Source organism: Paenibacillus sp. M-152 (assembly GCF_003856555.1).
Classification (GTDB): domain Bacteria; phylum Bacillota; class Bacilli; order Paenibacillales; family Paenibacillaceae; genus Paenibacillus; species Paenibacillus polymyxa_C.
This window is the reverse complement of the sequence record NZ_CP034141.1, coordinates 951,029-977,647: the sequence shown is the minus strand read 5'-3', so window position 1 is coordinate 977,647 and position 26,619 is coordinate 951,029. Positions and strand designations below refer to the sequence as shown.

Below are 26,619 nucleotides of genomic sequence, written 5' to 3'. Positions count from 1 at the left end.
AATGCGGCTTCAGCCGTATGTCTCCCGTAGTCCGGAAATTTAAGGTTTCCAGGTAGAAACTTCCGGGCCGTATCCCCGGCATTATACGAGTCAGGATTGTGCTTACTCCATACCCAACGATATACTTTCCTAGCGTAATCGTGGTGAGTTTCGGCTCCAACATGTGTACCTAATTAAATTGTACCTAAAGTTCATTTTTTATCGACAATACACTTCATAGTTTAACAATTCCCTACACCCTGTGTCAACTTGAAAACGAACATTGTCATAATGATACAATTTAATGTTCGTGTTTAACAAAAACCAAGCCCTTTATATGCACACCTCGGGACTATTGTATTACATTTAGCTATCTCTCTACCTACACTGATAACGGCCAGCAATACATCTTACCAACAAAAATAAAAAGCCGGCACTACCTGTACAGGTAGTGATCCGACTTTTACTTTTTTTATTTCGTTATTTTACGACCAGCACGGGGATACGTGCATGCTGCACCACATTGTGACTTACGCTACCTAAGACAAATTCACGAATACCACCCAAACCGCGACTGCCGATCACAATCACATCGAAGCCATTCTCATTGGCATAATCCAAAATGACTTCGGCCGGCGAACCTTGAATCAGTTCCACCTTGGCATCTACACCTTGCTCAGCAAGCCGCTTTTTAACTTCATCCGTAGTTTGCTCAGCCAAATCATAATACTCTTTATTCACCGAAGCTGGAATTGGAGCCAAGCCTTCGCCCATAAAAATCCGCGGGAAATCGAATGCTGTTACGACCTCAAGCTTCGAGGAGGGTGATGCCTTCACCAATTCAGCCGCCTTCAATAAAGCTTTGTTGGATGCATCCGAACCGTCATAAGCAAGCAATACTTTTGAAAATAGCATAATACGCACCTCTTCCGAATTCAGTTTGTTAAATCAAAGCCTGAAATTATGTATTCCTGTAGTTGTTCACTTTCATTACACCATGTAATGGCTGAGAATAGTCTTCTCAATCATCATTAAACTTCCCTATGGGAAGCTAAACTTCCAGCCTTACCGTAAAAAATACCCATAGAGCAATGCGTTAATGAATAGCAACGCAGGAATACCTAATCTGAAGGTCATATGCCGTGTTTTATGGCGCTTGCGGTACATCGCAATGAGTACACCCAATGCGCCCCCGATCAGGGCCAGCAAAAACAACGTCCGTTCAGGTACACGATCACGGTGTTTACGTGCTCTCTTTTTATCTTCCGACATTACCAGATAGCCTACTGCATTGATGAACAGCAGCCATACCAACAAGCCTGTCTGCAATGTCTCCCCTCCTTTTGCACACCGTACCAGTTTCAGGTATTAGGACTTATATAGAGCTCTCTCCTTCATTATAACCTCACCCCTTTTATAGAAACAACGCCTTCTCTGACTGGGAAAACGTTTTTGCGGAAATAGTAACGGTGTATGAGGGCAATTCCCGAGTGCATCTATTTTATCTTAAAGGAGGAACTACGATGGAAAGCACCCATGAGTACGTTGAAAAGCTACGAGAAAATGCAAAAAAGGCAGAACGTAACCGTAAACAAGGAAAAGGAACTCCCAGCGCCAGCTTGCCAACAAAACAGCACAGCAAAAACCCCTGATCATGGGGACTGTATTCAACTGTAGAACCATGTAAATACCGTAAGACATCAACTTCATCTTGTCACTCTCATTCAATGAAATTAAAGGTAGGTAAACTCAGTGTTCACCTTTTATCAAAAGCAACAAGCAGACTCCTTATGAGATTTCTGCTTGTTGCTTTTGTTTTCAAATCTTTTCCATTCAGGTATAATTAAAGCGATTACATATAATAAAGATAAGTTTTAAAGTCATATTATCTAACATATATATTGACTAAAGGCGATTTATCACCCTATAATGCGTGATATTAACGTTATTCGACAAAATATTCGTCAGTTAATCTATCATTAATATTTTGAGGTTTCAGATTGGAGAGGAGCTTTATATGACTAACATGAAAAAAATGACAATGATTCCCCTGTTGGCCAGCTTTATTCTCGGAAGTACCTTATGGAGTGGTGGATTTACTGCTAGCGCTGCGACCGCAGCTACAACCAGCACAACGGCATCTACTTCTAGCACTACAACTTTGGACAAATCTGAAAATCCACAAACTAATCACTTGCCCAATATTAAAATACTGGCCACAGGAGGAACCATTGCAGGGTCATCCTCCGTCAACACAGATACAACTGGTTACAAAGCAGGTGCATTAGGTGTTGAAACCTTGATCAATGCCGTTCCTGAGATGAAAAGTATTGCAAATGTCAGTGGTGAGCAAGTGGTTAACGTAGGTAGCCCCGATGTTAATAATGAAATCCTCTTAAAACTTGCCAAACGCACCAACGAACTGCTTGCCAGAGATGATGTAGATGGTATTGTCATTACCCATGGTACAGATACATTGGAAGAAACGGCATACTTCCTCAATCTTGTCGTTAAGAGCGATAAGCCTGTAGTTGTTGTTGGCTCTATGCGCCCAGCCACTGCCATCAGTGCCGATGGTCCATTCAACCTTTATAATGCTGTAAAAGTTGCCGGTGCTTCGGCCTCTAAAGGCCAAGGTGTACTCGTATTGCTGAACGATCGCATCGGTGCAGCAAGATACATTACAAAAACCAACACAACAGCAGTCGATACGTTCAAGTCTGTAGAGCAGGGATACCTTGGAGCTGTTGTAGGCGATCAGGTATACTACTACAACAAATCCACTCATAAGCATACGACCTCTTCTGTATTCGATATCTCTAATCTCACCCAGCTACCACAAGTAGATATTTTATATGAATATCAAAACAACGGTCGTTATTTGTATGATGCAGCCGTAGCAGCTGGTGCCAAGGGTATAGTGGTCGCTGGTTCCGGTAATGGTTCCTTGTCCAAGACCTCCTCAGAAGGCGCAGAGGCTGCAGGTAAAAAAGGAGTTATTATTGCCCGCTCTACCCGCGTAGGAAGTGGAGTTGTGTCCCCGTCGACAAAAGACGCAGCTTCGAACTTTGTGTCCACTGATTCGCTCAATCCGCAAAAAGCACGGATTTTGCTCATGCTCGCTTTGACCCAAACGCACGATGTGAACCAAATTCAATCTTTCTTTAATGAATACTAAGAGCAGTCATTCCAAGTCAAATAAATACAACTTCCTTATTATGAAAAAGAAGCAGCAGTTACGGTTGACCGCCGTACTGCTGCTTCTTTTATGCAAGAAAATAGAGTCTGGGACCGATAACTAATTTATCTGGTTTCCAATCGTTCTGGTCTTATACAGCCATTCGTTTTCCCTTACAGGCAGCATCAAGACTGCTGTTTGGGAATCCCATTCAAGCTTGGAGGATATTTAGCTTGCTTCTCTGGATGAGCAGCGATTTCTTCCTCCAGTATACTTGATTTATTTTGCTGATTATTGATTTTAAGCGGCTTATGTTTGGGCATAAATACTCACCTCCTCGGATTACCATGCCAAGGAGTAAGCTTTTTTATACCGACATACGCCTGCTAATTGTGTAGCTTATAGCACGTTCTGGCCAATCTTTATTCGCCCTGCTTTTGCTCCATTGCTGCTTTTAACAAATCCCCCAAACTGGAGCCAAAAGAATCCTTCTTTTCAAACTGTTTTACTAGCTTTTGCTGTTCCCGTTTGTTTACCCGTTGCTTGTCCTTATCCAGCGTCTCCGTAATGCCGCAGGGTAAGCATCTTACATACAGACCTGCTTTGCCCTCTTTCATTTCCATTTTTTTATGACACTGTGGACAACGTCGATTGGACAAGCGTTTTTCCCCTGAACGACGGTAACCACAATCCGCACTTGGACATACAAGGAACTTGCCTTTCTTCCCTTTTTTCTCCAACAACTTTGTACCACAATCCGGACAATGGCTATTCGTTACGTTATGGGGCTTGTACTCCGCGCTGCTATTTTTCACAGTAGAAACCAATTCTTTCGCCATAGCACGGATAGAATTCAAAAATGGCTCAGGTTGTCCTTGACCACGGGCAATCCGTTCCAACTCCGCTTCCCAACGTGCCGTCAATTCGGGCGTTCGTAGCTGTGGAGCCGCCAGTTCGATCAGTTGCTTGCCTTTGCCAGTTGGATGCATCACGTTCCCCTGGCGCTCTATCGTATCCGAGCTGACGAGTTTCTCGATCAGATCTGCACGAGTAGCTGGTGTACCCAGGCCGTGCTTTTCCATCTGAGCGAGCAGGGCTGCTTCTGTATAACGCTTCGGCGGCATCGTTCGTCCAGCTCGTACAATACAACGCTGCAATTGGACGGAATCTCCTTTTTTCAGCTCAGGCAAAATAACGCCCCGTCCATTATTTTCACGATCATCTATCTCTTCATCGTCCAATTCATAATGACTTTCGTCATATACAGCACGCCAACCGCTATCTTTTATGGTTGTACCTTTTACCTGAAATGTTTCTTGCCCCACCATGACCGATACAGCTACAGCATCATAACGTGCAGGTGGGTAGAACAAACTGATAAAACGGCGTGCAATCAGATCATACAGCTTACGTTCCTCTGGGCTTAACTGATTAAGTAATAATGTCTGCTCAGTAGGTATAATCGCATGGTGGTCTGTGACTTTACTGTCATCCACAACCCGCTTTGTGATTGGCAATTTGTTACGCAATAGCGGACGTGCTAAAGAAGCATACGGACCCACTGCTACGCTACTGAGTCTTTCCTTAAGTGAATCCACCATATCGGATGTAAGATAACGGCTATCTGTACGTGGATAAGTCACCAGCTTATGCTGCTCATACAGACGTTGAAGAACATTGGACGTCTGTTTGGCCGAGAAACCGTAGCGCTGGTTAGCATCTCTTTGCAGCTCAGTTAAATCATACGCCAGCGGATGAGGCTCGTTCTTTTCACTCTTTTTCACACTCACCACTGTACCTTTGGCCCCTTCGAGCCTGCGGCGTAAAGTCTCTACTTGAGTACGGTCAAACATGCGCGAATCCCCGTTTTCTGCCCGCCAAGTTGCTTGAAAATGGCCAAAATCCGCCGTCAAAGTATCATATTCCTGAGAACGAAACTGGGTGATCTCCTTCTCACGTTCCATGATCATTCCCAGTGTTGGTGTCTGTACCCTTCCAGCCGAAAGCTGAGCGTTATAACGAACCGTTAACGCGCGGGTTACATTGAGACCAATCATCCAGTCTGCTTCAGCCCTACAGCGAGCCGATTCATATAAACGATCAAACTGCTGGCCAGGCAATAATTTCGCGAAACCTGCCTTAATTGCCTTATCCGTCTGCGAGGAAATCCATAAGCGTCGGAAAGGCTTTTTCCAGTTTGCCATTTGTATAATCCATCGTGCCAGCAGTTCTCCTTCACGAGCAGCATCTGTTGCCACGATAAGTTCTCCAATGTCCTGTCGTTTCATAAGCTGCTGTACAGCTTTGAACTGATGATTACTTTCCCGCAATACCTTTAACTTGGAGTTCTTCGGAAGAATGGGCAAGTCCTCCAAGTTCCAAGTCGCATACTTAGAATCGTAATCCTCAGGCTCTGCTAATCCGACCAAATGACCCAAAGCCCATGTCACTACATACTTAGGTCCTTCTATATAACTTTTATGCTTCTCTCGGCTGCCCATCACACGTGCAATCTCTCTGGCCACGGATGGTTTTTCTGCCAATACCAATACCTTCATGTTACGCTCCTTTCTCTCATAATGTTAATTATACCATCCTGCCATCTTACGATAAATCTAATGCCAACCAACGTCTCTTTATCAACATCATCTTTACACACTATTACTATTGCTTATGCATTAGACAGCTTACAAATCAGGCACACTCCATTTTAATAGCAGACCCGCATAGGTCAGGCCTCCCCCGAATCCATATAACACCACATGTTGTCCATATCTTAAACGCCCATCATCCAATCCACACTGTAAAGCCAACGGAATGGACGCCGCCGAGGTATTGCCATAAAACTCTACACTCGTCAGCGTTTTTTCTAAAGGTACTGTACTTTTTTCACATATGGACTCAATCATTCTCAGATTAGCGCTATGAGGTACAAACCAGTCAAGGTCTTCTTTCTCCATATTTGCCTTATCCATTAATCTTTCGATGCCAGCTGGAACAGAGCGTACAGCCCATTTATAAACCTCACGTCCATTTTGAGCAATAAAGCCATTATCTTGCAGCTTCTCTCCATCCAAATAGTTAGATAATCCTGCGCGGTAAAGATGTGCTCCACCTTGCCCAAAGGTTCCTATATCTGCGGTCAAAAATGATCCTTCATCCTCTTCATATTCAACAAGTGCGACTCCTGCTCCATCTCCAAAAAGAACACATGTCGTCCGGTCGGTATAATCTGTAATTTTGGATAATGTCTCTGCTCCAATCACTAGAACCTTACGATGTAGACCACCCGTAATAAGACCATTCGCCAAATGAAGTCCATAGGCAAAGCCTGCGCATGCAGCACTAACATCCATTGATCCTGTATTTGGAATATTAAAATAAGCCTGAATACGGGAAGCCGTACTTGGAAAATAGTAATCAGGTGTACTTGTCGCTACAATGATCATGTCAACATCGTCCACATTTACGTTATAAAGGTTAACCATACGTTTAATAGCTTGTATACATAAATCAGATACGTACTGATCTTCAGCCGCGATTCGTCGTTCCCGCATACCCGTTCGTTGTACAATCCACTCGTCACTAGTTTCCACAAGTTTCTCCAAGTCGGCGTTTGTTAAAATCCGTTCAGGTACATAAGTGCCAAGGGCCGTTAACTTTGCTTTTGAATTCAACATTCTGATCACTCTCCTTTATAATTCTTATTCATATTATAACACCAGATACTAATACCTGGTACTAATTTTCTTTAAAAAATGTCTATCTATGTACTAGCTAATATCCACAGATTCAGTCGAACTTATAACTAACTTACTCTAATAAAAAATACTACTGAAATTTAACACAAAAAAAAGATCATGATCTCAGTGAGATCATGATCTTTTTTACTTGTTGCTTGGCAACGTCCTACTCTCCCAGGACCCTGCGGTCCAAGTACCATCGGCGCTGGAGGGCTTAACGGTCGTGTTCGGGATGGGTACGTGTGGAACCCCTCCGCTATCGCCACCAAACATGAATTTGCCTCGCAAATTCTAACTTCAAGGTTACACCCTGAAAACTGGATCCGAAACTTCCTTGCGCTTTATCTTTAGGATAAGCCCTCGACCGATTAGTATTGGTCAGCTCCATGCATTACTGCACTTCCACCCCCAACCTATCTACCTCGTCGTCTTCAAGGGGTCTTACTCATTGGGAAATCTCATCTTGAGGGGGGCTTCACGCTTAGATGCTTTCAGCGCTTATCCCTTCCGTACATAGCTACCCAGCGGTGCTCCTGGCGGAACAACTGGTACACCAGCGGTACGTCCATCCCGGTCCTCTCGTACTAAGGACAGCTCCTCTCAAATTTCCTACGCCCACGACAGATAGGGACCGAACTGTCTCACGACGTTCTGAACCCAGCTCGCGTACCGCTTTAATGGGCGAACAGCCCAACCCTTGGGACCTACTTCAGCCCCAGGATGCGATGAGCCGACATCGAGGTGCCAAACCTCCCCGTCGATGTGGACTCTTGGGGGAGATAAGCCTGTTATCCCCAGGGTAGCTTTTATCCGTTGAGCGATGGCCCTTCCATGCGGTACCACCGGATCACTAAGCCCGACTTTCGTCCCTGCTCGACTTGTAGGTCTCGCAGTCAAGCTCCCTTCTGCCTTTGCACTCTTCGAATGATTTCCAACCATTCTGAGGGAACCTTGGGGCGCCTCCGTTACTCTTTAGGAGGCGACCGCCCCAGTCAAACTGCCCACCTGACACTGTCCTCGTACCGGATCACGGTACCAAGTTAGAACCTAGATACGATCAGGGTGGTATCCCAAGGATGCCTCCCTTCAAGCTGGCGCTCAAGGTTCAACGGCTCCCACCTATCCTGTACAGATCGTACCCAAATTCAATATCAAGCTGCAGTAAAGCTCCATGGGGTCTTTCCGTCTTGTCGCGGGTAACCTGCATCTTCACAGGTATTAAAATTTCACCGGATCTCTCGTTGAGACAGCGCCCAAGTCGTTACGCCATTCGTGCGGGTCAGAATTTACCTGACAAGGAATTTCGCTACCTTAGGACCGTTATAGTTACGGCCGCCGTTTACTGGGGCTTCGGTTCATAGCTTCGCCCGAAGGCTTACCACTCCCCTTAACCTTCCAGCACCGGGCAGGCGTCAGCCCGTATACTTCGCCTTGCGGCTTCGCACAGACCTGTGTTTTTGCTAAACAGTCGCTTGGGCCTTTTCACTGCGGCCCCCTCGGGCTATTCACCCTACCGAGGCACCCCTTCTCCCGAAGTTACGGGGTCATTTTGCCGAGTTCCTTAACGAGAGTTCTTCCGCGCGCCTTAGAATTCTCTTCTCGCCTACCTGTGTCGGTTTGCGGTACGGGCACCTTCTCCTGGCTAGAGGCTTTTCTTGGCAGTCTGAGATCATGACCTTCGCTACTATAATTTTCGCTCCCCATCACAGCCCAGCCTTCACGATGTGCGGATTTGCCTACACATCAGCCTCACTGCTTAGACGGACATCCATCAGTCCGCGTCACTACCCTACTGCGTCACCCCATTGCTCATAACGGATTACGGTGGTACAGGAATTTCTACCTGTTGTCCTTCGACTACGCCTATCGGCCTCGCCTTAGGTCCCGACTTACCCTGAGCGGACGAACCTTCCTCAGGAACCCTTAGGCTTTCGGCGGATCTGATTCTCACAGATCTTTTCGTTACTCATACCGGCATTCTCACTTGAATGCAGTCCAGCGCTCCTTCCGGTACACCTTCAACCCGCATTCAACGCTCCCCTACCCCTGATGCAAAGCATCAAGCCATAGCTTCGGTGGTGTGTTTAGCCCCGTTACATTTTCGGCGCAGAGTCACTCGACCAGTGAGCTATTACGCACTCTTTCAATGGTGGCTGCTTCTAAGCCAACATCCTGGTTGTCTGTGCAACTCCACATCCTTTCCCACTTAACACACACTTGGGGACCTTAGCTGATGGTCTGGGCTGTTTCCCTTTCGACAATGGATCTTAGCACTCACTGTCTGACTCCCGGAACTAAATCTATGGCATTCGGAGTTTGACTGAGCTTGGTAACCCTTGCGGGCCCCGCACCCAATCAGTGCTCTACCTCCACGATTCTTTTTTCCGAGGCTAGCCCTAAAGCTATTTCGGGGAGAACCAGCTATCTCCGGGTTCGATTGGAATTTCTCCGCTACCCCCACCTCATCCCCGCATTTTTCAACATGCGTGGGTTCGGGCCTCCAGTGCGTGTTACCGCACCTTCACCCTGGACAGGGGTAGATCACCCGGTTTCGGGTCTACGTCCACGTACTCATTCGCCCTATTCAGACTCGCTTTCGCTGCGGCTTCAGCTCTTCACCTTAACCTTGCACGGGAACGTAACTCGCCGGTTCATTCTACAAAAGGCACGCCATCACCCCTAAATTGGGCTCTGACTTCTTGTAAGCACACGGTTTCAGGATCTATTTCACTCCCCTTCCGGGGTGCTTTTCACCTTTCCCTCACGGTACTGCTTCACTATCGGTCGCCAGGGAGTATTTAGCCTTGACAGATGGTCCTGCCGGATTCATACGGGGTTTCACGTGCCCCGCACTACTCGGGATCCGTCTCGGAGGGAACAGGTTTTGAACTACAGGGCTTTTACCTTCTCTGGCGGGCCTTTCCAGACCTCTTCATCTAACCGGTTCCTTTGTAACTCCATGTGAGACGTCCCACAACCCCAAGGAGCAAGCTCCTTGGTTTGGGCTAATCCGCGTTCGCTCGCCGCTACTGACGGAATCACTATTGTTTTCTCTTCCTCAGGGTACTTAGATGTTTCAGTTCCCCTGGTCTGCCTCTCACTCACCTATGAATTCAGTGAGTAGTGACTGTCGATGAAGACAGCCGGGTTTCCCCATTCGGACATCCCCGGATCAAAGCTTGCTTACAGCTCCCCGAGGCTTTATCGTTGTTCGCCACGTCCTTCGTCGGCTCCTGGCGCCTAGGCATCCTCCGTGTGCTCTTTGTAGCTTAACCTAGTATCTACAATGTAAATACGATTCGCTACTTTAAGTTTTCTTGTTTACACAAGATCAGCTTAAAGGAATATTCTAAAACGCAATTTCGTTTCGGTATCCAGTTTTCAAGGTGCAATTTGAGAGTTTGAACTCTCAAAACTGAGCAACGAGTGAGTAGTTTTTAAAGCTTATGCTTCATATTTGAATGTTTCCATTGCAGGAAACGATTCTCCATAGAAAGGAGGTGATCCAGCCGCACCTTCCGATACGGCTACCTTGTTACGACTTCACCCCAATCATCTACCCCACCTTCGGCGGCTGGCTCCTTGCGGTTACCTCACCGACTTCGGGTGTTGTAAACTCTCGTGGTGTGACGGGCGGTGTGTACAAGACCCGGGAACGTATTCACCGCGGCATGCTGATCCGCGATTACTAGCAATTCCGACTTCATGTAGGCGAGTTGCAGCCTACAATCCGAACTGAGACCGGCTTTTCTAGGATTGGCTCCACCTCGCGGCTTCGCTTCCCGTTGTACCGGCCATTGTAGTACGTGTGTAGCCCAGGTCATAAGGGGCATGATGATTTGACGTCATCCCCACCTTCCTCCGGTTTGTCACCGGCAGTCTGCTTAGAGTGCCCAGCTTGACCTGCTGGCAACTAAGCATAAGGGTTGCGCTCGTTGCGGGACTTAACCCAACATCTCACGACACGAGCTGACGACAACCATGCACCACCTGTCTCCTCTGTCCCGAAGGAAAGGTCTATCTCTAGACCGGTCAGAGGGATGTCAAGACCTGGTAAGGTTCTTCGCGTTGCTTCGAATTAAACCACATACTCCACTGCTTGTGCGGGTCCCCGTCAATTCCTTTGAGTTTCAGTCTTGCGACCGTACTCCCCAGGCGGAATGCTTAATGTGTTAACTTCGGCACCAAGGGTATCGAAACCCCTAACACCTAGCATTCATCGTTTACGGCGTGGACTACCAGGGTATCTAATCCTGTTTGCTCCCCACGCTTTCGCGCCTCAGCGTCAGTTACAGCCCAGAGAGTCGCCTTCGCCACTGGTGTTCCTCCACATCTCTACGCATTTCACCGCTACACGTGGAATTCCACTCTCCTCTTCTGCACTCAAGCTCTCCAGTTTCCAGTGCGACCCGAAGTTGAGCCTCGGGATTAAACACCAGACTTAAAGAGCCGCCTGCGCGCGCTTTACGCCCAATAATTCCGGACAACGCTTGCCCCCTACGTATTACCGCGGCTGCTGGCACGTAGTTAGCCGGGGCTTTCTTCTCAGGTACCGTCACTCTTGTAGCAGTTACTCTACAAGACGTTCTTCCCTGGCAACAGAGCTTTACGATCCGAAAACCTTCATCACTCACGCGGCGTTGCTCCGTCAGGCTTTCGCCCATTGCGGAAGATTCCCTACTGCTGCCTCCCGTAGGAGTCTGGGCCGTGTCTCAGTCCCAGTGTGGCCGATCACCCTCTCAGGTCGGCTACGCATCGTCGCCTTGGTAGGCCTTTACCCCACCAACAAGCTAATGCGCCGCAGGCCCATCCACAAGTGACAGATTGCTCCGTCTTTCCTCCTTCTCCCATGCAGGAAAAGGATGTATCGGGTATTAGCTACCGTTTCCGGTAGTTATCCCTGTCTTGTGGGCAGGTTGCCTACGTGTTACTCACCCGTCCGCCGCTAGGTTATGTAGAAGCAAGCTTCTACATAACCCCGCTCGACTTGCATGTATTAGGCACGCCGCCAGCGTTCGTCCTGAGCCAGGATCAAACTCTCCATTAAAGACCAACCGAAGTTGGTTATAGAAAGAGCGATTAGCTCATGTTGAAACTGACGAGATAAAATATCTCATTGTTTGATTTTGCGAACAAAATCAGTTTACTCACTCGTTGTTCAGTTTTCAAAGATCAAACACTTCTTTTTCGAATCAGCTCGTCGCTTCATCAACTCTTATATCATATCATTTCCGAACCAACCTTGCAAGCTTTTTTTCAAAGTCTTTTTTGAAACATTCGCTCACAACCTTGTGTTTCTTGGCCGGAATTAGAATATACCATATGTATTTTTAGTTTGCAAGTATTATTTATATAAAATTTCACAACACTTATTTATCAATCGTTTTCTTTCATATATTACTTGTTTTGTTTTTACTCGTGGTAAACTAAAAAAAAGAACCTCCTCCCTTTTAAACAACAGGAAAGAGGTTCTGTATTTGATATCTACTGAATTATTCGGAGCCCATAAAGGCAAAGCGGATTACTACAATAATAGCAAGCACCCACATAAGCCAGTGAATTTTAACTTTATTGCTGGTAAACAGATTACTGAACACTGCCAGCACAACGTAAGACAGAATACCAGCAGAAATACCATTCGCAATTCCACCTGTAAAAGGCATCAAAACGATGGTCAGAAACGCTGGGAATGCCAACAGGAAGTTATCCCAGTCAATATTACGAACCTGACTCATCATCAACACCCCAACGATAATCAAAGCCGGAGCAGTAGCCGCAGAAGGCACAACCAGAGCCAGCGGCGCAATAAAGAGGGCCAACAAGAACAGAACGCCTGTCGTTACAGCAGTGAGACCTGTACGTCCACCTTCTTCTACCCCTGCGGAGCTTTCTACAAATGCTGTAATTGTACTTGTACCCAATACTGCACCAGTACTTACGCCAACAGCATCTACCAGCATCGCTTTACCGATAATTTTCTCGCCTTTTTTCTTATCTTTCATTATGCCTGCACGTGTAGCTGTACCTACCAGCGTACCGAAGGTATCAAACAACTCTACAAATGTGAAGATGAAAATAATATCAAACAGACCAATATGCAAAGCTGCCTTCAGATCTAACTGACCTACTGCCAAATTGCTGAAATTTGGAATCCAGTGCCCTGTTGTCAAGCTACTCAGATCCGTTACACCCATCGGAATACCGATTAATGTAGTAGCTACGATTCCAATCAGCAATGCGCCTTTGACCCGAACGACCATCAACGCTGCGATAATGAGTAACCCGATTAGCGCCAGCAACGCATCCTTTTGATGTACCAGACTACCCAGAACCAAATTAAAAGCATGACCCGGAACCGGTTGACCAACATCTGTCCCTGGAACAATACTCACCATAACCAGATTACAAAGCTTGAAACCAACAATTGTGATAAACAAGCCAATACCAACTGTAATAGCAGTTTTTAAATTTTCCGGAACTGCAACAAGCAGCATCTGTCTTACCCGGGTAACGGTTAAAATCAGAAAGACGATACCGGATATAAATACAGCGCCAAGTGCCGCTTGCCAAGTAATCATCCCATTAGAACTCAAGACTACAGTCATAAAGTAAGCATTCAAGCCCATCCCTGGCGCCATACCGATTGGCACATTTACAAACAAGCCCATCAGAATGGTAACTAAACCTGCACCTACTGCTGTTGCAAAGAAAACAGCTTCACTAGGCATCCCCGCTCCAGTTGGTCCCAAAAAGGTATTGTTGACCACTAGGATATAAGCCATGGTCATAAAAGTAGTAATCCCCGCAATAATCTCGGTGCGGACGTTTGTGCCATGTTCCTTTAATTTAAAGAAACGCTCCATGAGTCGTAATTCCTCCTACGCAAAGCATACTCGTATTGTTGTCGTTCACTTGCTGTAATATTCGCCTTTATATACGCTATATTACATCCGTTATTTTAGGCTCTCGCCTACGGCTTGTCAACAGAAAAAACGAATGTTACAAATTAAACACATATGTATTGTTCGGAAAACAGATAACCCGCGAGCTATTATACAGCTGGCGGGTTATCATTTAGAATAATCAGATATTTTTGTACTTATCAAAAGCATCAGCTGTATCCGGTATATTTTCCAGATAAACGATCTTCCCTTCTGCATTCAGTCGGGCTTTGTCCACTCCAGTAAGTGTATAAACTTCGCCTGTTGCCTTTTTACCGCACACTGCCCATCTGGTTTGATAGGTATCAGCTTCTTCAGCTGATTAATCGTTCTCTACTTACTTGATCATCTTTTGCTAAATCGTTTCTTCTAAAATCTTCATCGAGTGGCCTCCAAAATCATTTTGTCCTCGCACATTTCACATATTCTTCACATTGCTAGACATACGCTGTAGTGCATCTGTTAAAGCCACAATTTCCTCATCTGCAAACTTATAAAGGAACTTTTCTTGAAAGGCTTGTCTTTGCTCTGTCAAAACTTGCAGCTCTTGAATTCCTAATTCGGTTAAACGTATATAGGTTACACGCTTATCCTGCTCTTTTTTACTTCGTAAAATCAGACCTTCCTCCTCCAGCCTTTTCAGATGCCGGGTCACTGCTGCACCATCCAGAACGAGCAGATGTTGAAGCTCCAGCTGACTTAATTCCTGACGATGATTAATATGATACAAAATTTCGACCTTGGTGAAGCTGGTTTTTAGCTGTGCTTCAAAAGCGTTATTCATTTCTTTACACAAAAGATGCATTCGATAAAATAGCTGGCTTTTTTCAGAACAATGTTTGATGACAAATCCTCCTTCTAATACTTGACCCATCAATTGATTCATCAAGCATTATACACCCTCACTAAAAATAAACAAGTCCTGAGACAAGTCTATATACAAATCCTACATTCACAAAAAAATGCTCAAGCTAAACGAATAGATTGAGCATTCCAGAATTTGTAGTTAAGGTCATTCGATGTCTTTCCTACTCTATTAGATCGTATTATTGATTTCGATAAATTTATGTTCAATTGCTGTCATTTCGTGATTGGGACGGGATATTAAATATGTATCCATGTAGCCAAAAATTGAAGGAACCGGTAAATAAGACGTTACTTTAAATTGTCGCGCCAGCTTTTTGGACATAAGGGTAATCCCCATTCCCATCAGAGCGAATTCTACCATCGTATCAAATATTCCAACCTCGACAACCTCCCCATGGGTCAATTGCATGCCCTGATACATCTTCTCTAAATGCGTGAGGTACAGGCAGCTATCCGACAATATGATAATAGAAGCTCCTTGCAATACCTGTTGGAGATCCGAGCCCTCGTGTATACCTTTCCCCACCAGCACAAGCTCTTCACGGCATATTTTTTGATAATGAATATATGGGTTGGTAGGATATCCTGTAACAAAAGCAATATCAAGCTCGCCGTCGAGGATGAATTGCTCCATTTCCGTGGTAGTTCCGGTTTTTAATGTCACCGAAGCCTGCGGGTACATCTCATATACCTTCGTTAGCGCCCTTGTTGTTTCACCTGCTACAATGGACTGCATTGTGCCGACACGCAATTTTTCCTCCTGGGGTCTCATTTTCATCTCCGTGTCTTGCCATAGCAGTAAAATTTGCTTGTACTGAGCATATAGAATTTCGCCTGCGGGTGTCAGTTCCATACCACGAGGCTTTCGGTAAAATAACGCTGTGCCGTAATAGGCCTCCAGCTTCTTTATTTTTGCTGTCATATTCGATTGCAGATGATTCAGCTTCTGGGCAGCTTCTGTTAGACTTCTAAGTTCCGCCACTGAAACGAATGCCTGCATATTTTGAATATCCACCTCTTTCCCTCCCATTAAATAAAATGATATCTATATCATTAACAAACATTATTCTTTATGAGTTAAGTGTATTATATTGGGCTTGAGCGGTATTTACTACCCACATTTTAAAAACAGGAGGGATGGCGCATGGTTCAACAGAAGATTCGCGCAGGTATCGTAGGTGGTTCAATGAATAACAAATGGGCCAGCCAAACTCATATTCCGGCTTTGCTCAAGCACCCGAACTTGGATATTACAGCCATCGGCACTTCCCGTATGGAGAGTGCACGAAAAAGTGCAAAAGGCGTGGGGGCGTCATTAGCTTTTGACGATGCGAAAAAGCTCGCAGCTTCCAAGGAAGTGGACATGGTCGTGGTGAGCGTAAAAGTTCCCCATCATAACGAGGCCGTAATGGCGGCTATTCAAGAGGGGAAGCATATTTTTTGTGAGTGGCCTCTAGGAGCCAACACTGCGGAAGCTGCTGAAATGGCTAAGGCGGCGGAACTGGCGGGCATTCATCATACCGTCGGCTTGCAGGCACGGCAGGATTTTGAGGTTCAAATGATGAAAAAACTGGTGGAAGACGGGACAATTGGTGAAATTGTATCCTGTCATATGCAAGTAGCTACTTCTGGCAAAGGAGGACGAACAGATCAGGATACGGCATACTTGCTGAATAGAGCCAGTGGTGCCAACCTACTAACCATTAACGGGGGACATTCTTTGGATGCACTGCAATACATCGTTGGTGAATTCCGCGAGCTATCGGCCATCACATCATCCCGTTATAACGAAGCCATTATTCAGGAAACGGGTGAAATCATTGCCAAGGATACAGCCGATCAAATTCTGATTCACGGGCTGTTGGAAAAAGGAACTCCGGTATCGGTTCACATTCAGGGCGGGGTGAATTCTAAGTTTGAGCTAGAGATTCAGGGGAAAAAGGGCAGTTTGCGTTTGAGCCAGAATCCTTCGCTTGGACATGTTCAATTTGGGAATCTGACGCTTGAAAAACTTGTATATGATCAGGGAAGTCATCAAAGTTATATTCCTAATGGCTTTTTTGAACCCATACGCATAGCTGCTGAACCTGATGGCTGCTTAGACTTTCCCAAAGAAGGAGTAACCCTGAATGTAGCCAAGGCCCATCATGTATTTGCCGAGGATATTTTGACGGGCACCCGTCTCGCCCCCGATTTCAACCATGCACTAAAGCTGCATCAGCTACTGGATTGCATTGAGGAATCGGCTGCAACCGGCAAAAAGATTATATGGTAAGGTAGATTTATAAAAAAAGAACCTTCAATATCAAGATAGATGTGGAATTGAAGGTTTTTTATAATATTAATCAGTTGAAATTCTCCTTTATTTAATAAAGTCATGCATTCTCGACTTTTATACTATCACCTTCAACCAAAATAAATTCCGCGTTGCTGATTGGATATAAATTTAGTTGGCTGCCATATTCCTCAATGATGTTCTCCACCGCTTTTTTAAACGGGATGTTCGTATGGTGGGGGACTGGATAGAATTCAATTATTCCGAGCGCAGCAAAAGAATCCAAAGCAGGCGCCTCCTGCACATTGTCCATAAGTCGGACATACTCGATATTCGATGATAAAATCATCGAACCTGCCGATTCGCCTATATACAACTTCCCTGCATTAACTTCTTCAGCAATGATTTTGTCAGCCCCGCTTCTTCTTAACTCTTGAAGTAAATAAAATGTGTTGCCTCCGGTAATATAAATATAGTCATTTTCTCTAATTTTACTTTCTATTTCATTCAATGTTGCTGTGCTGATTTCGATTTCATCCACGACTAATCCTAAATTCTCTAATGCTTTTTTCCCTGTATTCACATAAAACTTAACTTTCTCTGGAATACTTGCGGTGGGGATGAAAGTGACTGTTTTTCCTTCCAAGTTTTCATCGGCGAAATGGACTAAGCATGGTGCGACATCCTTAAATGAGGACGACAAAAATAATTTTCTCATGTCTTTATTCTCCTTAGAATAGCGTTTAATGAAATGGGATATGTAACACTCTAATCTAGATAAATTATAAAATATATTAGTATCAAAACATGACACCATTAGAGGATGACATGAAAAAAAAACGTTTAATTCCATATTTGCTTTAAGCTATCTATAGCTTAAAGCAAATAAAATCATATAAAAAAAGGAGACATTACCATTGAATAATATCTCCTTTTTTCAGTCTTCATATTCCGTTTTGTAACAACAAATGAATTTATATCTTCGTAGCATGAGGCAATACTATTCGCCTTTAGCTAAAACCCAATTGAGGTTGCCGTGTAGTAAACTTTCCCGAGCAAAGGTTCAACCTTGCCCCCGTAAAAAAGACTCCAACCGCATAGCGATAGTTCGCCGATGCGGAGGAGCCTGATGTTGTATTGGTGAATCTCAAAGGGTTCGTGGTTAAGATGCGGGAGTCTCCACGCTTATTCCCACTCGATTGTTGCTGGTGGTTTGGACGTTACGTCGTACACGATACGATTGACGTTGTCCACTTCATTGACGATACGAACGGAGATTTTCTCCAATACGTCCCAAGGGATACGTGCCCAGTCCGCGGTCATGCCGTCGATCGAGGTTACTGCGCGAATACCTACAGTGTAGGAATACGTACGGGCATCGCCCATAACGCCAACGCTCTTCATATTCGGCAGAGCGGTGAAGTATTGCCAAATTTCCCGATCCAGACCCGCTTTGGCAATCTCCTCGCGCAAAATAAAGTCAGAATCACGTACAATCTTGAGCTTGTCCTCTGTTACTTCGCCCAATACACGGATGGCAAGACCCGGACCTGGGAATGGCTGACGCCATACAATTTCGGCCGGAAGTCCGCATTCTTCGCCGACTTTACGCACTTCATCCTTGAACAAAGCATTCAGTGGCTCGATCAGTTTGAATTTCATGTCTTCCGGTAAACCGCCTACGTTATGGTGCGACTTGATGGTTTGCGCCGTTGCTGTTCCGCTCTCTACAATATCTGTGTACAACGTGCCTTGTGCCAGGAAGTCAAAATCATCGAATTTAGCTGATTCTTCTTCAAAGACGTAAATAAACTCGTTACCGATGATTTTACGTTTTTGTTCCGGATCATCCACTCCTGCCAGTTTGGACAGGAAACGTTCACGTGCATCAATTTTGACAACTTTCATATCAAATTTACCAACGAACGTCTCCATTACACTTTCGGCTTCACCCTTGCGCAGCAGTCCGTGATCAATGAACATACATGTCAGTTGGTCTCCGATCGCTCTGTGAATAAGCATGGCTACAACGGAAGAATCTACGCCGCCACTTAAAGCGCACAGTACTTTCTTGTCGCCTACTTGCTGACGGATTTCACGGATTTGCTCTTCAATGAACGATTCCATGGTCCAGTTGCCTTCACAGCCGCACACTTCATACAGGAAGTTGCTAATCATCTCATTACCTTGAACAGAATGACGTACCTCTGGATGGAATTGTACTGCATACAGATTCCGTTCCAGATTACTCATCGCAGCAATCGGCGCACTCTCTGTTCCCGCATCCAGTGTAAAGCCGGTTGGCAGATCTGTAACGTGATCGCCATGGCTCATCCACACGGTTTGACGGGAATCCAGTCCTTTAGTCAACCGAGCGCCCTCATTGAATTGCACGTCTGCTTTGCCATATTCACGCTTGCCCGCACGTTCTACCTTACCGTCCAGTTGATGAGCCATCAGTTGCATGCCATAACAAATACCAAAGATAGGGATGCCAAGATCATAAATTGCCCGATCCACCTGAGGAGCATTGTCTGTATATACGCTGGAAGGTCCGCCTGAGAAAACAATCCCTTTCGGCGCCAGCTCTCTCAGCTTCTCCGCAGGCGTATTGTATGGAAGGAGCTCGCTATATACGCCGAGATCCCGAATTCTTCTTGCAATTAACTGGTTGTATTGTCCTCCAAAATCGAGAACTACAACGATTTCATTAGGCTTATTCATTACCGTGCCTCCCTCAATTGTTCGTTTCATTATACGCAACGATAAAACAACACGTCAAGAAATCAACCATAGTTGAGTGGTCATGAAAAGATTGATAAAATAAATTGATTCTAAATTACTTAATCTGTCCGTAGGAGTGTACACAATGGATGTGCTGAAGTGGATCGCGCAATTGTTCGAAGAATATGGATACGGCGTCCTTTTTTTCGGCTTGCTGCTGGAATTTATTGCCTTGCCTTTTCCCGGGGAAACCACGATGGCTTATGCGGGATATCTTTCCTATGCCGGTACCCTGGATTTCAGCAAGTTGGTGCTGCTAGCGTTTTTGGGCACAACCATCGGTATGACCATTACCTACTTTATCGGAAAATGGGCTGGACTCCCCTTTATTCAGAAGTACGGCAAATGGGTTTTGTTATCGCCGGACAAGCTTCAGAAAACACAAAAGTGGTTTCAACGTTATGGATACTGGCTTATTTTCCTTGGATATTTCATTCCAGGTGTCCGGCATTTTACAGGCTATTTTGCTGGAATTATAGCTCTTTCTTTTCGTAAATTTGTCTTGTATGCTTACAGCGGTGCTTTATTCTGGGTCGTCCTCTTTCTAAGCATTGGCAAGCTGTTTGGTCCGCAATGGGATGCCATTTTCCATTTGGTTGAGCTATACGCACTACGAATCGCAGCTGTCGTTGGGTTCATCATCCTGCTGTATTTTATATATCGGTGGAGAAGCTTCCTGTTTGGATCGCTATACAAATCCAAAAAATCGGTAAAAACCAGCAACAAGGATGACACGGAATAGTCACACTCCTGCCGCCTTATGACTACAGGCCCTTGCATAATATATCGAAATCACGAAAGGTATTACTACATCCCCCGCTCTTCCAGCCGAGCCCACCATTCACGGCTCCATCATTTCGGGCGCTCCCCTTACTCCAAACATAGACAATCCGATAATACCTTGGCTCTACGTCGTCAGCATACCCAACAATCGACCCTGTAAATACAATGGGGTCAAGCATAAATTCATATTTTCAGAGCATACTAAGCCAACAAACTCCAATATCGGAGGATTTTACGTATGCCGAATCCGAATAAAAGTTGTCCACTTACTCATGTATCCTCTAACTTGAAAGATAATGTAAATCATATCGAGAGCTCCTTTGGAAACAGCGGAGATGTAATCATTAAAGAGCTACTATGGATGCAGAAATGGCCAGCGGCTCTGTTTTATATCGATGGTCTGGTCAACACTCAATTACTTCATGATTCCGTCCTGCGTTCATTAATGCGCGTAAACGAACATCATGTACCGGAGGGCACAGAACCATTCGACTATTTGAAGGATCAAATTTTGATTGCAGGTAACTCGGGTAGTGTGGATGAAATGGATGCCTTATTCAACCAGATGCTATCCGGCGGTATTATCATTTTGCTGGACGGATACGCAAAGGGCATATGGATTGATGCTGTCGGTTGGGAGGATCGCAGTGTTAGCGAGCCCCAATCCCAAAGTGTCGTACGGGGTCCAATGGAGGCTTTTACCGAAAATTTGCGTACTAATACTGCTCTGATTCGCAGACGAATCCGCGATCCGCGCCTGTGGATGGAAACAAGACAGATCGGGCAAGTCACCCACACCAACGTGGCTGTAATGTATGTCAAAGGCATCGCTGACGAAGGAGTTATTCAGGAACTGAGAGAACGTTTGGACCGAATTGATATTGACGGAATTCTGGAAGGGGGTTACATCGAGGAGGAAATTCAGGATGAAACCTTCACCCTGTTCCCCACCATTTATAACAGCGAGCGTCCGGATTCAGTCGCTGCCAGCCTGCTGGAAGGCCGAATTGCTATCTTGGTGGACGGGACACCCTTTGTTCTGTTGATTCCCGCACTATTTGTGCAATTTTTCCAGTCACCGGAGGATTATTACCAGCGTGCTGATATCAGCACGTTGTTGCGTTTGCTGCGTTTCTTTTCCTTTTTTATCGCTATGCTTGCGCCAGCAGTTTATATTGCGGTAACTACCTTTCATCAAGAGATGATACCTACAAACTTATTGGTCAGTCTCGCTGCACAAAGGGAAGGCGTACCGTTTCCGGCTTTTGTCGAGGCGATGCTCATGGAAATAACTTATGAAATTTTGCGTGAAGCAGGAGTTCGAATTCCCAAGACTGTCGGACAGGCCGTATCCATCGTAGGTACACTGGTCATTGGACAAGCAGCCGTGGATGCAGGAGTGGTCTCGGCGGCTATGGTTATTGTTGTGTCCATTACAGCGATCTCCAGCTATGTTATTCCGGAAAACGGTCTTTCCATTGCGGTTCGTATTGCCCGCTTTGCCTTAATGATGCTAGCTGCAGCCTTCGGGCTTCTTGGAATATTGATGGGGGTAATCGTACTTTTACTGCATTTGACCAGTCTGCGATCCTTCGGAGTATCTTATATGAGCCCGTTCGGTCCCTATGTGGAAAGCGATATAAAAGATACGCTGTTTCGCCTACCTTGGCCTCGCATGAAGACACGGCCTCAATCCATCTCTATCCAAAATACGATTCGCCAAAAAACGAAAAGAAGACGGATTGGCAATAAATCGAAAACCAGAAGGGATCAGCCATGAAGCAGACCATACATTTGTTCTTCGTCTGGGGACTGATTGTATTACTATTAGGTGGTTGCTGGGATCGCAAAGAATTAAACGAGCTGGGCATCGCTATTGGGATCGGAGTGGATATGGAAGGTGACCAGTATCAGGTGACAGCTCAGGTGGTTATTCCTTCGGCAGTAGCTTCCAAATCTGCAACAAGTGGAGGCTCTCCGGTGGTTACTTATCAGGCCACTGCTCCCACGATACAAGAGGCTATTCAAAAAATGACGGATACAAGCCCGCGATCCATCTATTTATCCCATATTCGTATGCTGATTTTAGGCGAGGATTATGCGAGAAAAGGAATATCTGATGCGATTGAAGCCTTGATGCGAGAACCTTTTACCAGAAGCGACTTTTATATTGCGATAGCCAAAAACAACAAGGCCTCAACGATGTTAAATATCCCCACCTCACTGGAAAAGTTGCCGGCCAATAAAATGTTTGCTTCGTTGGATACGTTAACTAAAACTTGGGCTCCTGCCACCAAAGTAACCATGGATCAACTGATTAGTGACTTGGCTAATCCTGACATCCAGTCCACTCTGCCCGCATTGGAAGCTGTCGGTAATGTAGATTCGTCCGTTGAGAAAGGTGAAGATGACAATAAAAGCATATCTCCTGAAACCATATTAAGATTCTCTGGCATCGGTGTATTAAAAAAAGACCGCTTATTGGGCTGGATCAACGGACAAGACAGCAAAGGGTTCAATTACATTCGGAATACAGTGGAATCAACTACAGGACACGCCGACTGTCAGGGAGGGGGTAACATTGCCTTATTGACCTTAAGCAGCAACACCCAAAAAAAAGTGATCATTCGCGATGGAGAACCTGTTATCTCCATATCCGTTACCAACGACAGCACAGTACGAGAGGTCAACTGTAAGCATATGAAGTTAAGCAGTATGGCTGATATTAAAGAAATTGAGGCCGCAAGCAATGAAAAAATCGTTGAAATTTTGAAGCATTCCGTCGAGACTGTTCGACGGGAGTTTAAGTCAGACATTTTCGGCTTTGGTCAGCTGATCCACCAGTCCAAACCTGAGCTTTGGAAACGACTAAAAGAAGAAAAAGAAAATCCATTTTTGGACTTACAAATTGAATATAAGGCAAAAACTACGATCAAAAAAATTGGTTCCTTGTTTGAATCGTTCCAAAAAGAAATGAAGGAGTGAGCTTGGTGGAGGAGAAAGGGCGTATCAGCATTACAAATATAGCCGTACTCGTATTTTTGAGTATTATCGGAGACTGTGTATTGGTGTATCCCTCCCTCATTACTAGCATATCCAAGCAGGATGCCTGGATCAGCTCATTACTTAGCATCCCTGCAGGACTGGCTGTACTACTGCTATTCCTGCGGGTACATCAGCTGTATCCTGATCTCACCTTTGTTCAGCTCTGCCAGCGCATTTTGGGTCCGTGGCTAGGCGCCCTCATCTCCATATGGTATTTGTTCCATTTAATGATGAATTCAGCGATTTATTTAAGAGAAGTCGGAGATTTTATGAACAACCAGACCTATGTGATGACACCTCTTCCCGTTATCAATTTACTTTTAATCCTTGTGCTGGTGTGGGGGATGTATATGGGATTGGAACCAATTGCGCGTACGGCTCAAATCTTATTTCCATTATGCTTGGCTTTCGCTTTGTTTTTAATCCTATGCTTGCTTCCCCAATGTGACAGTCAGCAGCTTAAGCCTATGATGGAGCAAGGTATTCCTAAAATTATGGAGGGCAGCCTATTTGCGCTCTCCTACCCATTCGGTGAACTAGCTTTTTTACTCATGATTTTTCCCTATGTGAGCAAACAACCGGGTCTAAAAAAATCAGTTTTACTCTCAGGACTTACGGCCAGCATTCTGTTAAGCGTACTACTCCTGGTTTCTCTCATGGTGCTGGGCCCTTTTGTAACCGAACATAGTGTGTATACCTCTTATACGTTATCTAAAAAAATCAACATAGGAAATTTCCTGCAGAGAATTGAATCCATGATGAGTACTGCCTGGATTATCACTACTTTTGTTAAAACCATTTTACACTTCTATGCCTTTACCTTAGGAATGACTCAACTACTGCGATTAAATAATGTTCGGACCTTTCTTGGTCCTAGCTTCATGATCCTGTTTGGTCTGATTATCGTGTCGGCGCCTAATATTACTTACTATCTGGATACGATCGTCAACGCCTGGATTTATTGGGATTTGACGGATTCTGTTGTCTTTCCTTCGCTGCTGCTTATCGTATACAAGTTAAGATCGAAAGGCCGCCACAGCCTGGAACCCAGTTGATCCACACCCTTTAACGGAAGGAGCATTCACCGTGCTAATCACCACTGTTATTATCTGTATCGGTTTAGCCATTGCTGCCAAGGATTTGCCAGGTTTGTATCAAAAGCATCGCTTTAAAGATATGTTCGTGTATATCATTATGCTCGGAATAGGCACATGGCTTAGTATTCTTGCTGCCAAATCAGAGGTTACGCCAAGCCCGCTGATTTTGATTGAAATCATCTACAACCCTGTTAACGCTTTTGTATCACAGGTATTTGGTTTTTAGAAAGGAGACAGCCACATGTCAAAAAAAGCACGTATTAGCGTTCGGCAAGTGACTGTCCTGATGTTTATGAGTTTAATCGGGGATATGCTCTTAATCTATCCGACTATGATTACACATATTGCTCTTCAGGACGCCTGGATCAGCTCCATGCTGTCCATCCCGCTGGGCTTAATCATTATTTACGTGCTTATTCGCGTTCATGAGCTCTACCCTAACCTTACACTTATTGAAGCGATTCGCAAAATTTTGGGACCCATCTTAGGAACCGTTGTCTCCTGCTGGTATCTGTTTTATTTTTTAATGAACACCGCTCTTATTGCGAGAGAGGTAGGCGATTTTCTGACTACACAGTTATTAGTACACACCCCTCTGCGTGTTCTACTCGCTATGGGAATATTCTTAATGGTGCTTACTGCGCTAATGGGAATTGAAGCTTTCGGTCGGGTTAGCGAGATGCTATTACCAGCATATATATTAATTTTCTCTGGTCTGATCCTTGCACTCCTGCCACAAGTTCAGCTTTCTAATATACGGCCTGTTTTGGAAAATGGGCTGGCTCCTGTTGCTAAAGGAATGGTACCAGGCGCGGCAATGCCTTTTGCCGGAATGTCTATTATGCTCATGGTTTTTCCTTATGTAAACAAAAAAGACCATTTTAAAAAGGACATATTGTTCGCTTCCCTTATAGGAGGAATCGTGATTAGCCTGTTTCTGCTGCTCTCCCTTCTTGTGATTGGGCCCTTTGTGACCCACTACAGTCCATACATTTCTTCTGTACTCACGACAAAAATTAATGAACTGAACTATATTACACGCGTTGAATCGCTTGTTGCTTTAATCTGGGCACTGGCTGCCTATTTCAAGGGAGTTCTTTTCTTCTATGCCTTCACTTTTGGAACCCCCCAGTTGTTCCGAATTTCTAATAGTCGTCCATTCGTCATACCCGCAGGAGCGATTGTGTTTGGTATGACCATTTTGATAACCCCAAATGTGTTTTATTATGTAAGAACTCTTGTTTATCCGATGGCTACCTGGCATTATACGAACGGCTTGTTCATCCCGCTTCTTTTGTGGGTTGTTTACCTCTGTCGGCAAAAGTGGAAGCATCGACAAAACGGGCCGAGAAACTAACAAAAACCTTTTGAAACCGATGCTTAAAAAAGCATAGCCCGATTCCAAAAGGTTTTTTTCATAACTTATGCCATGTCCTGAATGTATGCCAGTGCTGCATCAATATGCCCTTTTACTCTTAAACCGCGCCATTCATGAACTAAAATGCCATTCTCATCAATAAGGAACGTAGAGCGAACAATGCCCATGTACTGCTTGCCGTACATCTGTTTTTGCTGCCATACACCATATGTTTCAGCCACCTGATGCTCTTCATCAGATAACAACTGAAAAGGTAGACCGTACTTGGCAATAAACTTGTCATGCTGCTTAAGTGGATCGGGGCTTATGCCCAGAATCACGGTGTTCAAACCTTCAAACTCCGCATGTTTATCCCGAAAATCACAAGCCTGGGTCGAGCAGCTAGAGGTTAAGTCCTTGGGATAAAAATACAACAATACTCTACTGCCGCGATAATCCGACAGCTTGACACTCTTGCCCTCACTACCAGGCAATTCAAAGTCTGGTGCAGCTTGTCCAATAACGGTCAATGTCGTGGACATCTTATCATCTCCTATCTTGTAGGGGTTC

The 26,619-nt window shown here is 45.0% G+C and carries 20 protein-coding genes, 3 rRNA genes and 1 riboswitch; of the genes, 9 read left to right on the top strand and 14 right to left on the bottom strand.

The features are described from left to right. Positions 1–7: 7 nt before the first annotated feature. A riboswitch (purine riboswitch) is annotated at positions 8–109 on the bottom strand. 350 nt (positions 110–459) lie between these two features. Together EGM68_RS04445 and EGM68_RS04440 are read right to left on the bottom strand one after the other, a co-directional pair. Beyond that, entirely contained in the window at positions 460–894 is a 435-nt protein-coding gene (locus EGM68_RS04445; RefSeq protein ID WP_013369465.1) for a universal stress protein, read from the bottom strand. A 150-nt stretch (positions 895–1,044) separates the two neighbouring features. Beyond that, the gene (locus tag EGM68_RS04440) at positions 1,045–1,308 is read right to left on the bottom strand and encodes a DUF1294 domain-containing protein (protein WP_013369464.1); all 264 of its coding nucleotides are present in this window, start codon (positions 1,306–1,308) and stop codon (positions 1,045–1,047) included. A gap of 194 nt (positions 1,309–1,502) precedes the next feature. Between EGM68_RS04440 and EGM68_RS04435 the strand changes: the two genes are divergently transcribed. Together EGM68_RS04435 and EGM68_RS04430 are read left to right on the top strand one after the other, a co-directional pair. Beyond that, positions 1,503–1,631 carry a DUF4023 family protein gene (locus tag EGM68_RS04435; RefSeq protein ID WP_013369463.1) on the top strand — a complete coding sequence of 43 codons (129 nt, stop codon included), beginning with the start codon at positions 1,503–1,505 and terminating at the stop codon, positions 1,629–1,631. A gap of 365 nt (positions 1,632–1,996) precedes the next feature. Beyond that, positions 1,997–3,157, top strand: coding sequence for a type II asparaginase (locus tag EGM68_RS04430; RefSeq protein ID WP_129548711.1), 1,161 nt, complete (start codon positions 1,997–1,999; stop codon positions 3,155–3,157). A 185-nt stretch (positions 3,158–3,342) separates the two neighbouring features. Here the strand turns inward: EGM68_RS04430 and EGM68_RS25635 are convergent, their stop codons facing one another. From EGM68_RS25635 to EGM68_RS04385, 9 genes are all read right to left on the bottom strand, one after another. Beyond that, on the bottom strand, positions 3,343–3,480 hold the full coding sequence (locus EGM68_RS25635) for a hypothetical protein (protein ID WP_016819760.1): 138 nt from the start codon (positions 3,478–3,480) through the stop codon (positions 3,343–3,345). A 99-nt stretch (positions 3,481–3,579) separates the two neighbouring features. Further along, positions 3,580–5,715: a DNA topoisomerase III gene (locus tag EGM68_RS04425; protein WP_129548710.1), complete on the bottom strand. Its 2,136-nt coding sequence runs from the start codon at positions 5,713–5,715 to the stop codon at positions 3,580–3,582. A 129-nt stretch (positions 5,716–5,844) separates the two neighbouring features. Then, positions 5,845–6,837 carry a ketoacyl-ACP synthase III gene (locus EGM68_RS04420; protein WP_129548709.1) on the bottom strand — a complete coding sequence of 331 codons (993 nt, stop codon included), beginning with the start codon at positions 6,835–6,837 and terminating at the stop codon, positions 5,845–5,847. Between the two features lie 216 nt (positions 6,838–7,053). Then, positions 7,054–7,170 (bottom strand): 5S ribosomal RNA (gene rrf / locus EGM68_RS04415). 78 nt (positions 7,171–7,248) lie between these two features. After that, a 23S ribosomal RNA gene (locus tag EGM68_RS04410) occupies positions 7,249–10,175 on the bottom strand. 218 nt (positions 10,176–10,393) lie between these two features. After that, positions 10,394–11,947 (bottom strand): 16S ribosomal RNA (locus EGM68_RS04405). Together the 16S, 23S and 5S rRNA genes form the textbook arrangement of a ribosomal RNA operon. A 445-nt stretch (positions 11,948–12,392) precedes the next feature. After that, a complete protein-coding gene (locus tag EGM68_RS04400; RefSeq protein WP_013369458.1) occupies positions 12,393–13,763 on the bottom strand; it encodes an NCS2 family permease in 1,371 nt (456 codons plus the stop codon). Positions 13,764–14,259: 496 nt separating this feature from the next. After that, positions 14,260–14,730, bottom strand: a complete 471-nt coding sequence (locus EGM68_RS04390; protein ID WP_129548708.1) for a MarR family winged helix-turn-helix transcriptional regulator — start codon at positions 14,728–14,730, stop codon at positions 14,260–14,262. 147 nt (positions 14,731–14,877) lie between these two features. After that, the gene (locus EGM68_RS04385) at positions 14,878–15,723 is read right to left on the bottom strand and encodes a LysR family transcriptional regulator (protein ID WP_129548707.1); all 846 of its coding nucleotides are present in this window, start codon (positions 15,721–15,723) and stop codon (positions 14,878–14,880) included. 129 nt (positions 15,724–15,852) lie between these two features. On the opposite strand from EGM68_RS04385, the gene EGM68_RS04380 reads away from it, so the two are divergent. Further along, positions 15,853–16,983, top strand: a complete 1,131-nt coding sequence (locus EGM68_RS04380) for a Gfo/Idh/MocA family protein (RefSeq protein ID WP_129548706.1) — start codon at positions 15,853–15,855, stop codon at positions 16,981–16,983. A 100-nt stretch (positions 16,984–17,083) separates the two neighbouring features. Here the strand turns inward: EGM68_RS04380 and EGM68_RS04375 are convergent, their stop codons facing one another. Together EGM68_RS04375 and guaA are read right to left on the bottom strand one after the other, a co-directional pair. Further along, positions 17,084–17,701, bottom strand: coding sequence for a Type 1 glutamine amidotransferase-like domain-containing protein (locus tag EGM68_RS04375; RefSeq protein WP_129548705.1), 618 nt, complete (start codon positions 17,699–17,701; stop codon positions 17,084–17,086). A 467-nt stretch (positions 17,702–18,168) separates the two neighbouring features. Next, positions 18,169–19,707: a glutamine-hydrolyzing GMP synthase gene (gene guaA / locus EGM68_RS04370; protein WP_013369453.1), complete on the bottom strand. Its 1,539-nt coding sequence runs from the start codon at positions 19,705–19,707 to the stop codon at positions 18,169–18,171. A gap of 145 nt (positions 19,708–19,852) precedes the next feature. Here guaA and EGM68_RS04365 point away from each other — a divergent pair, with 145 nt between their 5' ends. From EGM68_RS04365 to EGM68_RS04340, 6 genes are all read left to right on the top strand, one after another. Then, the gene (locus tag EGM68_RS04365) at positions 19,853–20,509 is read left to right on the top strand and encodes a DedA family protein (protein WP_025677511.1); all 657 of its coding nucleotides are present in this window, start codon (positions 19,853–19,855) and stop codon (positions 20,507–20,509) included. Between the two features lie 279 nt (positions 20,510–20,788). Then, a complete protein-coding gene (locus EGM68_RS04360) occupies positions 20,789–22,330 on the top strand; it encodes a spore germination protein (RefSeq protein ID WP_129548704.1) in 1,542 nt (513 codons plus the stop codon). Beyond that, positions 22,327–23,535: a Ger(x)C family spore germination protein gene (locus EGM68_RS04355; RefSeq protein ID WP_058831210.1), complete on the top strand. Its 1,209-nt coding sequence runs from the start codon at positions 22,327–22,329 to the stop codon at positions 23,533–23,535. Before EGM68_RS04360 ends, EGM68_RS04355 begins: the two co-directional genes overlap by 4 nt. Positions 23,536–23,540: 5 nt before the next feature. After that, positions 23,541–24,650 carry a GerAB/ArcD/ProY family transporter gene (locus EGM68_RS04350; protein ID WP_058831211.1) on the top strand — a complete coding sequence of 370 codons (1,110 nt, stop codon included), beginning with the start codon at positions 23,541–23,543 and terminating at the stop codon, positions 24,648–24,650. A gap of 31 nt (positions 24,651–24,681) precedes the next feature. Next, a complete protein-coding gene (locus tag EGM68_RS04345; RefSeq protein WP_058831212.1) occupies positions 24,682–24,918 on the top strand; it encodes a hypothetical protein in 237 nt (78 codons plus the stop codon). Between the two features lie 15 nt (positions 24,919–24,933). After that, entirely contained in the window at positions 24,934–26,049 is a 1,116-nt protein-coding gene (locus tag EGM68_RS04340; protein WP_129548703.1) for a GerAB/ArcD/ProY family transporter, read from the top strand. A 65-nt stretch (positions 26,050–26,114) separates the two neighbouring features. Here EGM68_RS04340 and bcp read toward each other — a convergent pair whose 3' ends face one another. Further along, on the bottom strand, positions 26,115–26,591 hold the full coding sequence (bcp, locus tag EGM68_RS04335) for a thioredoxin-dependent thiol peroxidase (protein WP_013369445.1): 477 nt from the start codon (positions 26,589–26,591) through the stop codon (positions 26,115–26,117). Positions 26,592–26,619: the final 28 nt, after the last annotated feature.

Bases quoted from the DNA above. Each gene is read 5' to 3' on its own strand.
- EGM68_RS04360 (WP_129548704.1), top strand. From the start codon at position 20,789: ATGCCGAATCCGAATAAAAGTTGTCCACTTACTCATGTATCCTCTAAC.
- EGM68_RS04430 (WP_129548711.1), top strand. From the start codon at position 1,997: ATGACTAACATGAAAAAAATGACAATGATTCCCCTGTTGGCCAGCTTT.
- EGM68_RS04365 (WP_025677511.1), top strand. From the start codon at position 19,853: ATGGATGTGCTGAAGTGGATCGCGCAATTGTTCGAAGAATATGGATAC.
- EGM68_RS04375 (WP_129548705.1), bottom strand. From the start codon at position 17,701: ATGAGAAAATTATTTTTGTCGTCCTCATTTAAGGATGTCGCACCATGC.
- EGM68_RS04445 (WP_013369465.1), bottom strand. From the start codon at position 894: ATGCTATTTTCAAAAGTATTGCTTGCTTATGACGGTTCGGATGCATCC.
- EGM68_RS04420 (WP_129548709.1), bottom strand. From the start codon at position 6,837: ATGTTGAATTCAAAAGCAAAGTTAACGGCCCTTGGCACTTATGTACCT.
- EGM68_RS04425 (WP_129548710.1), bottom strand. From the start codon at position 5,715: ATGAAGGTATTGGTATTGGCAGAAAAACCATCCGTGGCCAGAGAGATT.
- EGM68_RS04400 (WP_013369458.1), bottom strand. From the start codon at position 13,763: ATGGAGCGTTTCTTTAAATTAAAGGAACATGGCACAAACGTCCGCACC.
- EGM68_RS04340 (WP_129548703.1), top strand. From the start codon at position 24,934: ATGTCAAAAAAAGCACGTATTAGCGTTCGGCAAGTGACTGTCCTGATG.
- EGM68_RS04435 (WP_013369463.1), top strand. From the start codon at position 1,503: ATGGAAAGCACCCATGAGTACGTTGAAAAGCTACGAGAAAATGCAAAA.
- bcp (WP_013369445.1), bottom strand. From the start codon at position 26,591: ATGTCCACGACATTGACCGTTATTGGACAAGCTGCACCAGACTTTGAA.
- EGM68_RS04355 (WP_058831210.1), top strand. From the start codon at position 22,327: ATGAAGCAGACCATACATTTGTTCTTCGTCTGGGGACTGATTGTATTA.
- guaA (WP_013369453.1), bottom strand. From the start codon at position 19,707: ATGAATAAGCCTAATGAAATCGTTGTAGTTCTCGATTTTGGAGGACAA.
- EGM68_RS25635 (WP_016819760.1), bottom strand. From the start codon at position 3,480: ATGCCCAAACATAAGCCGCTTAAAATCAATAATCAGCAAAATAAATCA.
- EGM68_RS04380 (WP_129548706.1), top strand. From the start codon at position 15,853: ATGGTTCAACAGAAGATTCGCGCAGGTATCGTAGGTGGTTCAATGAAT.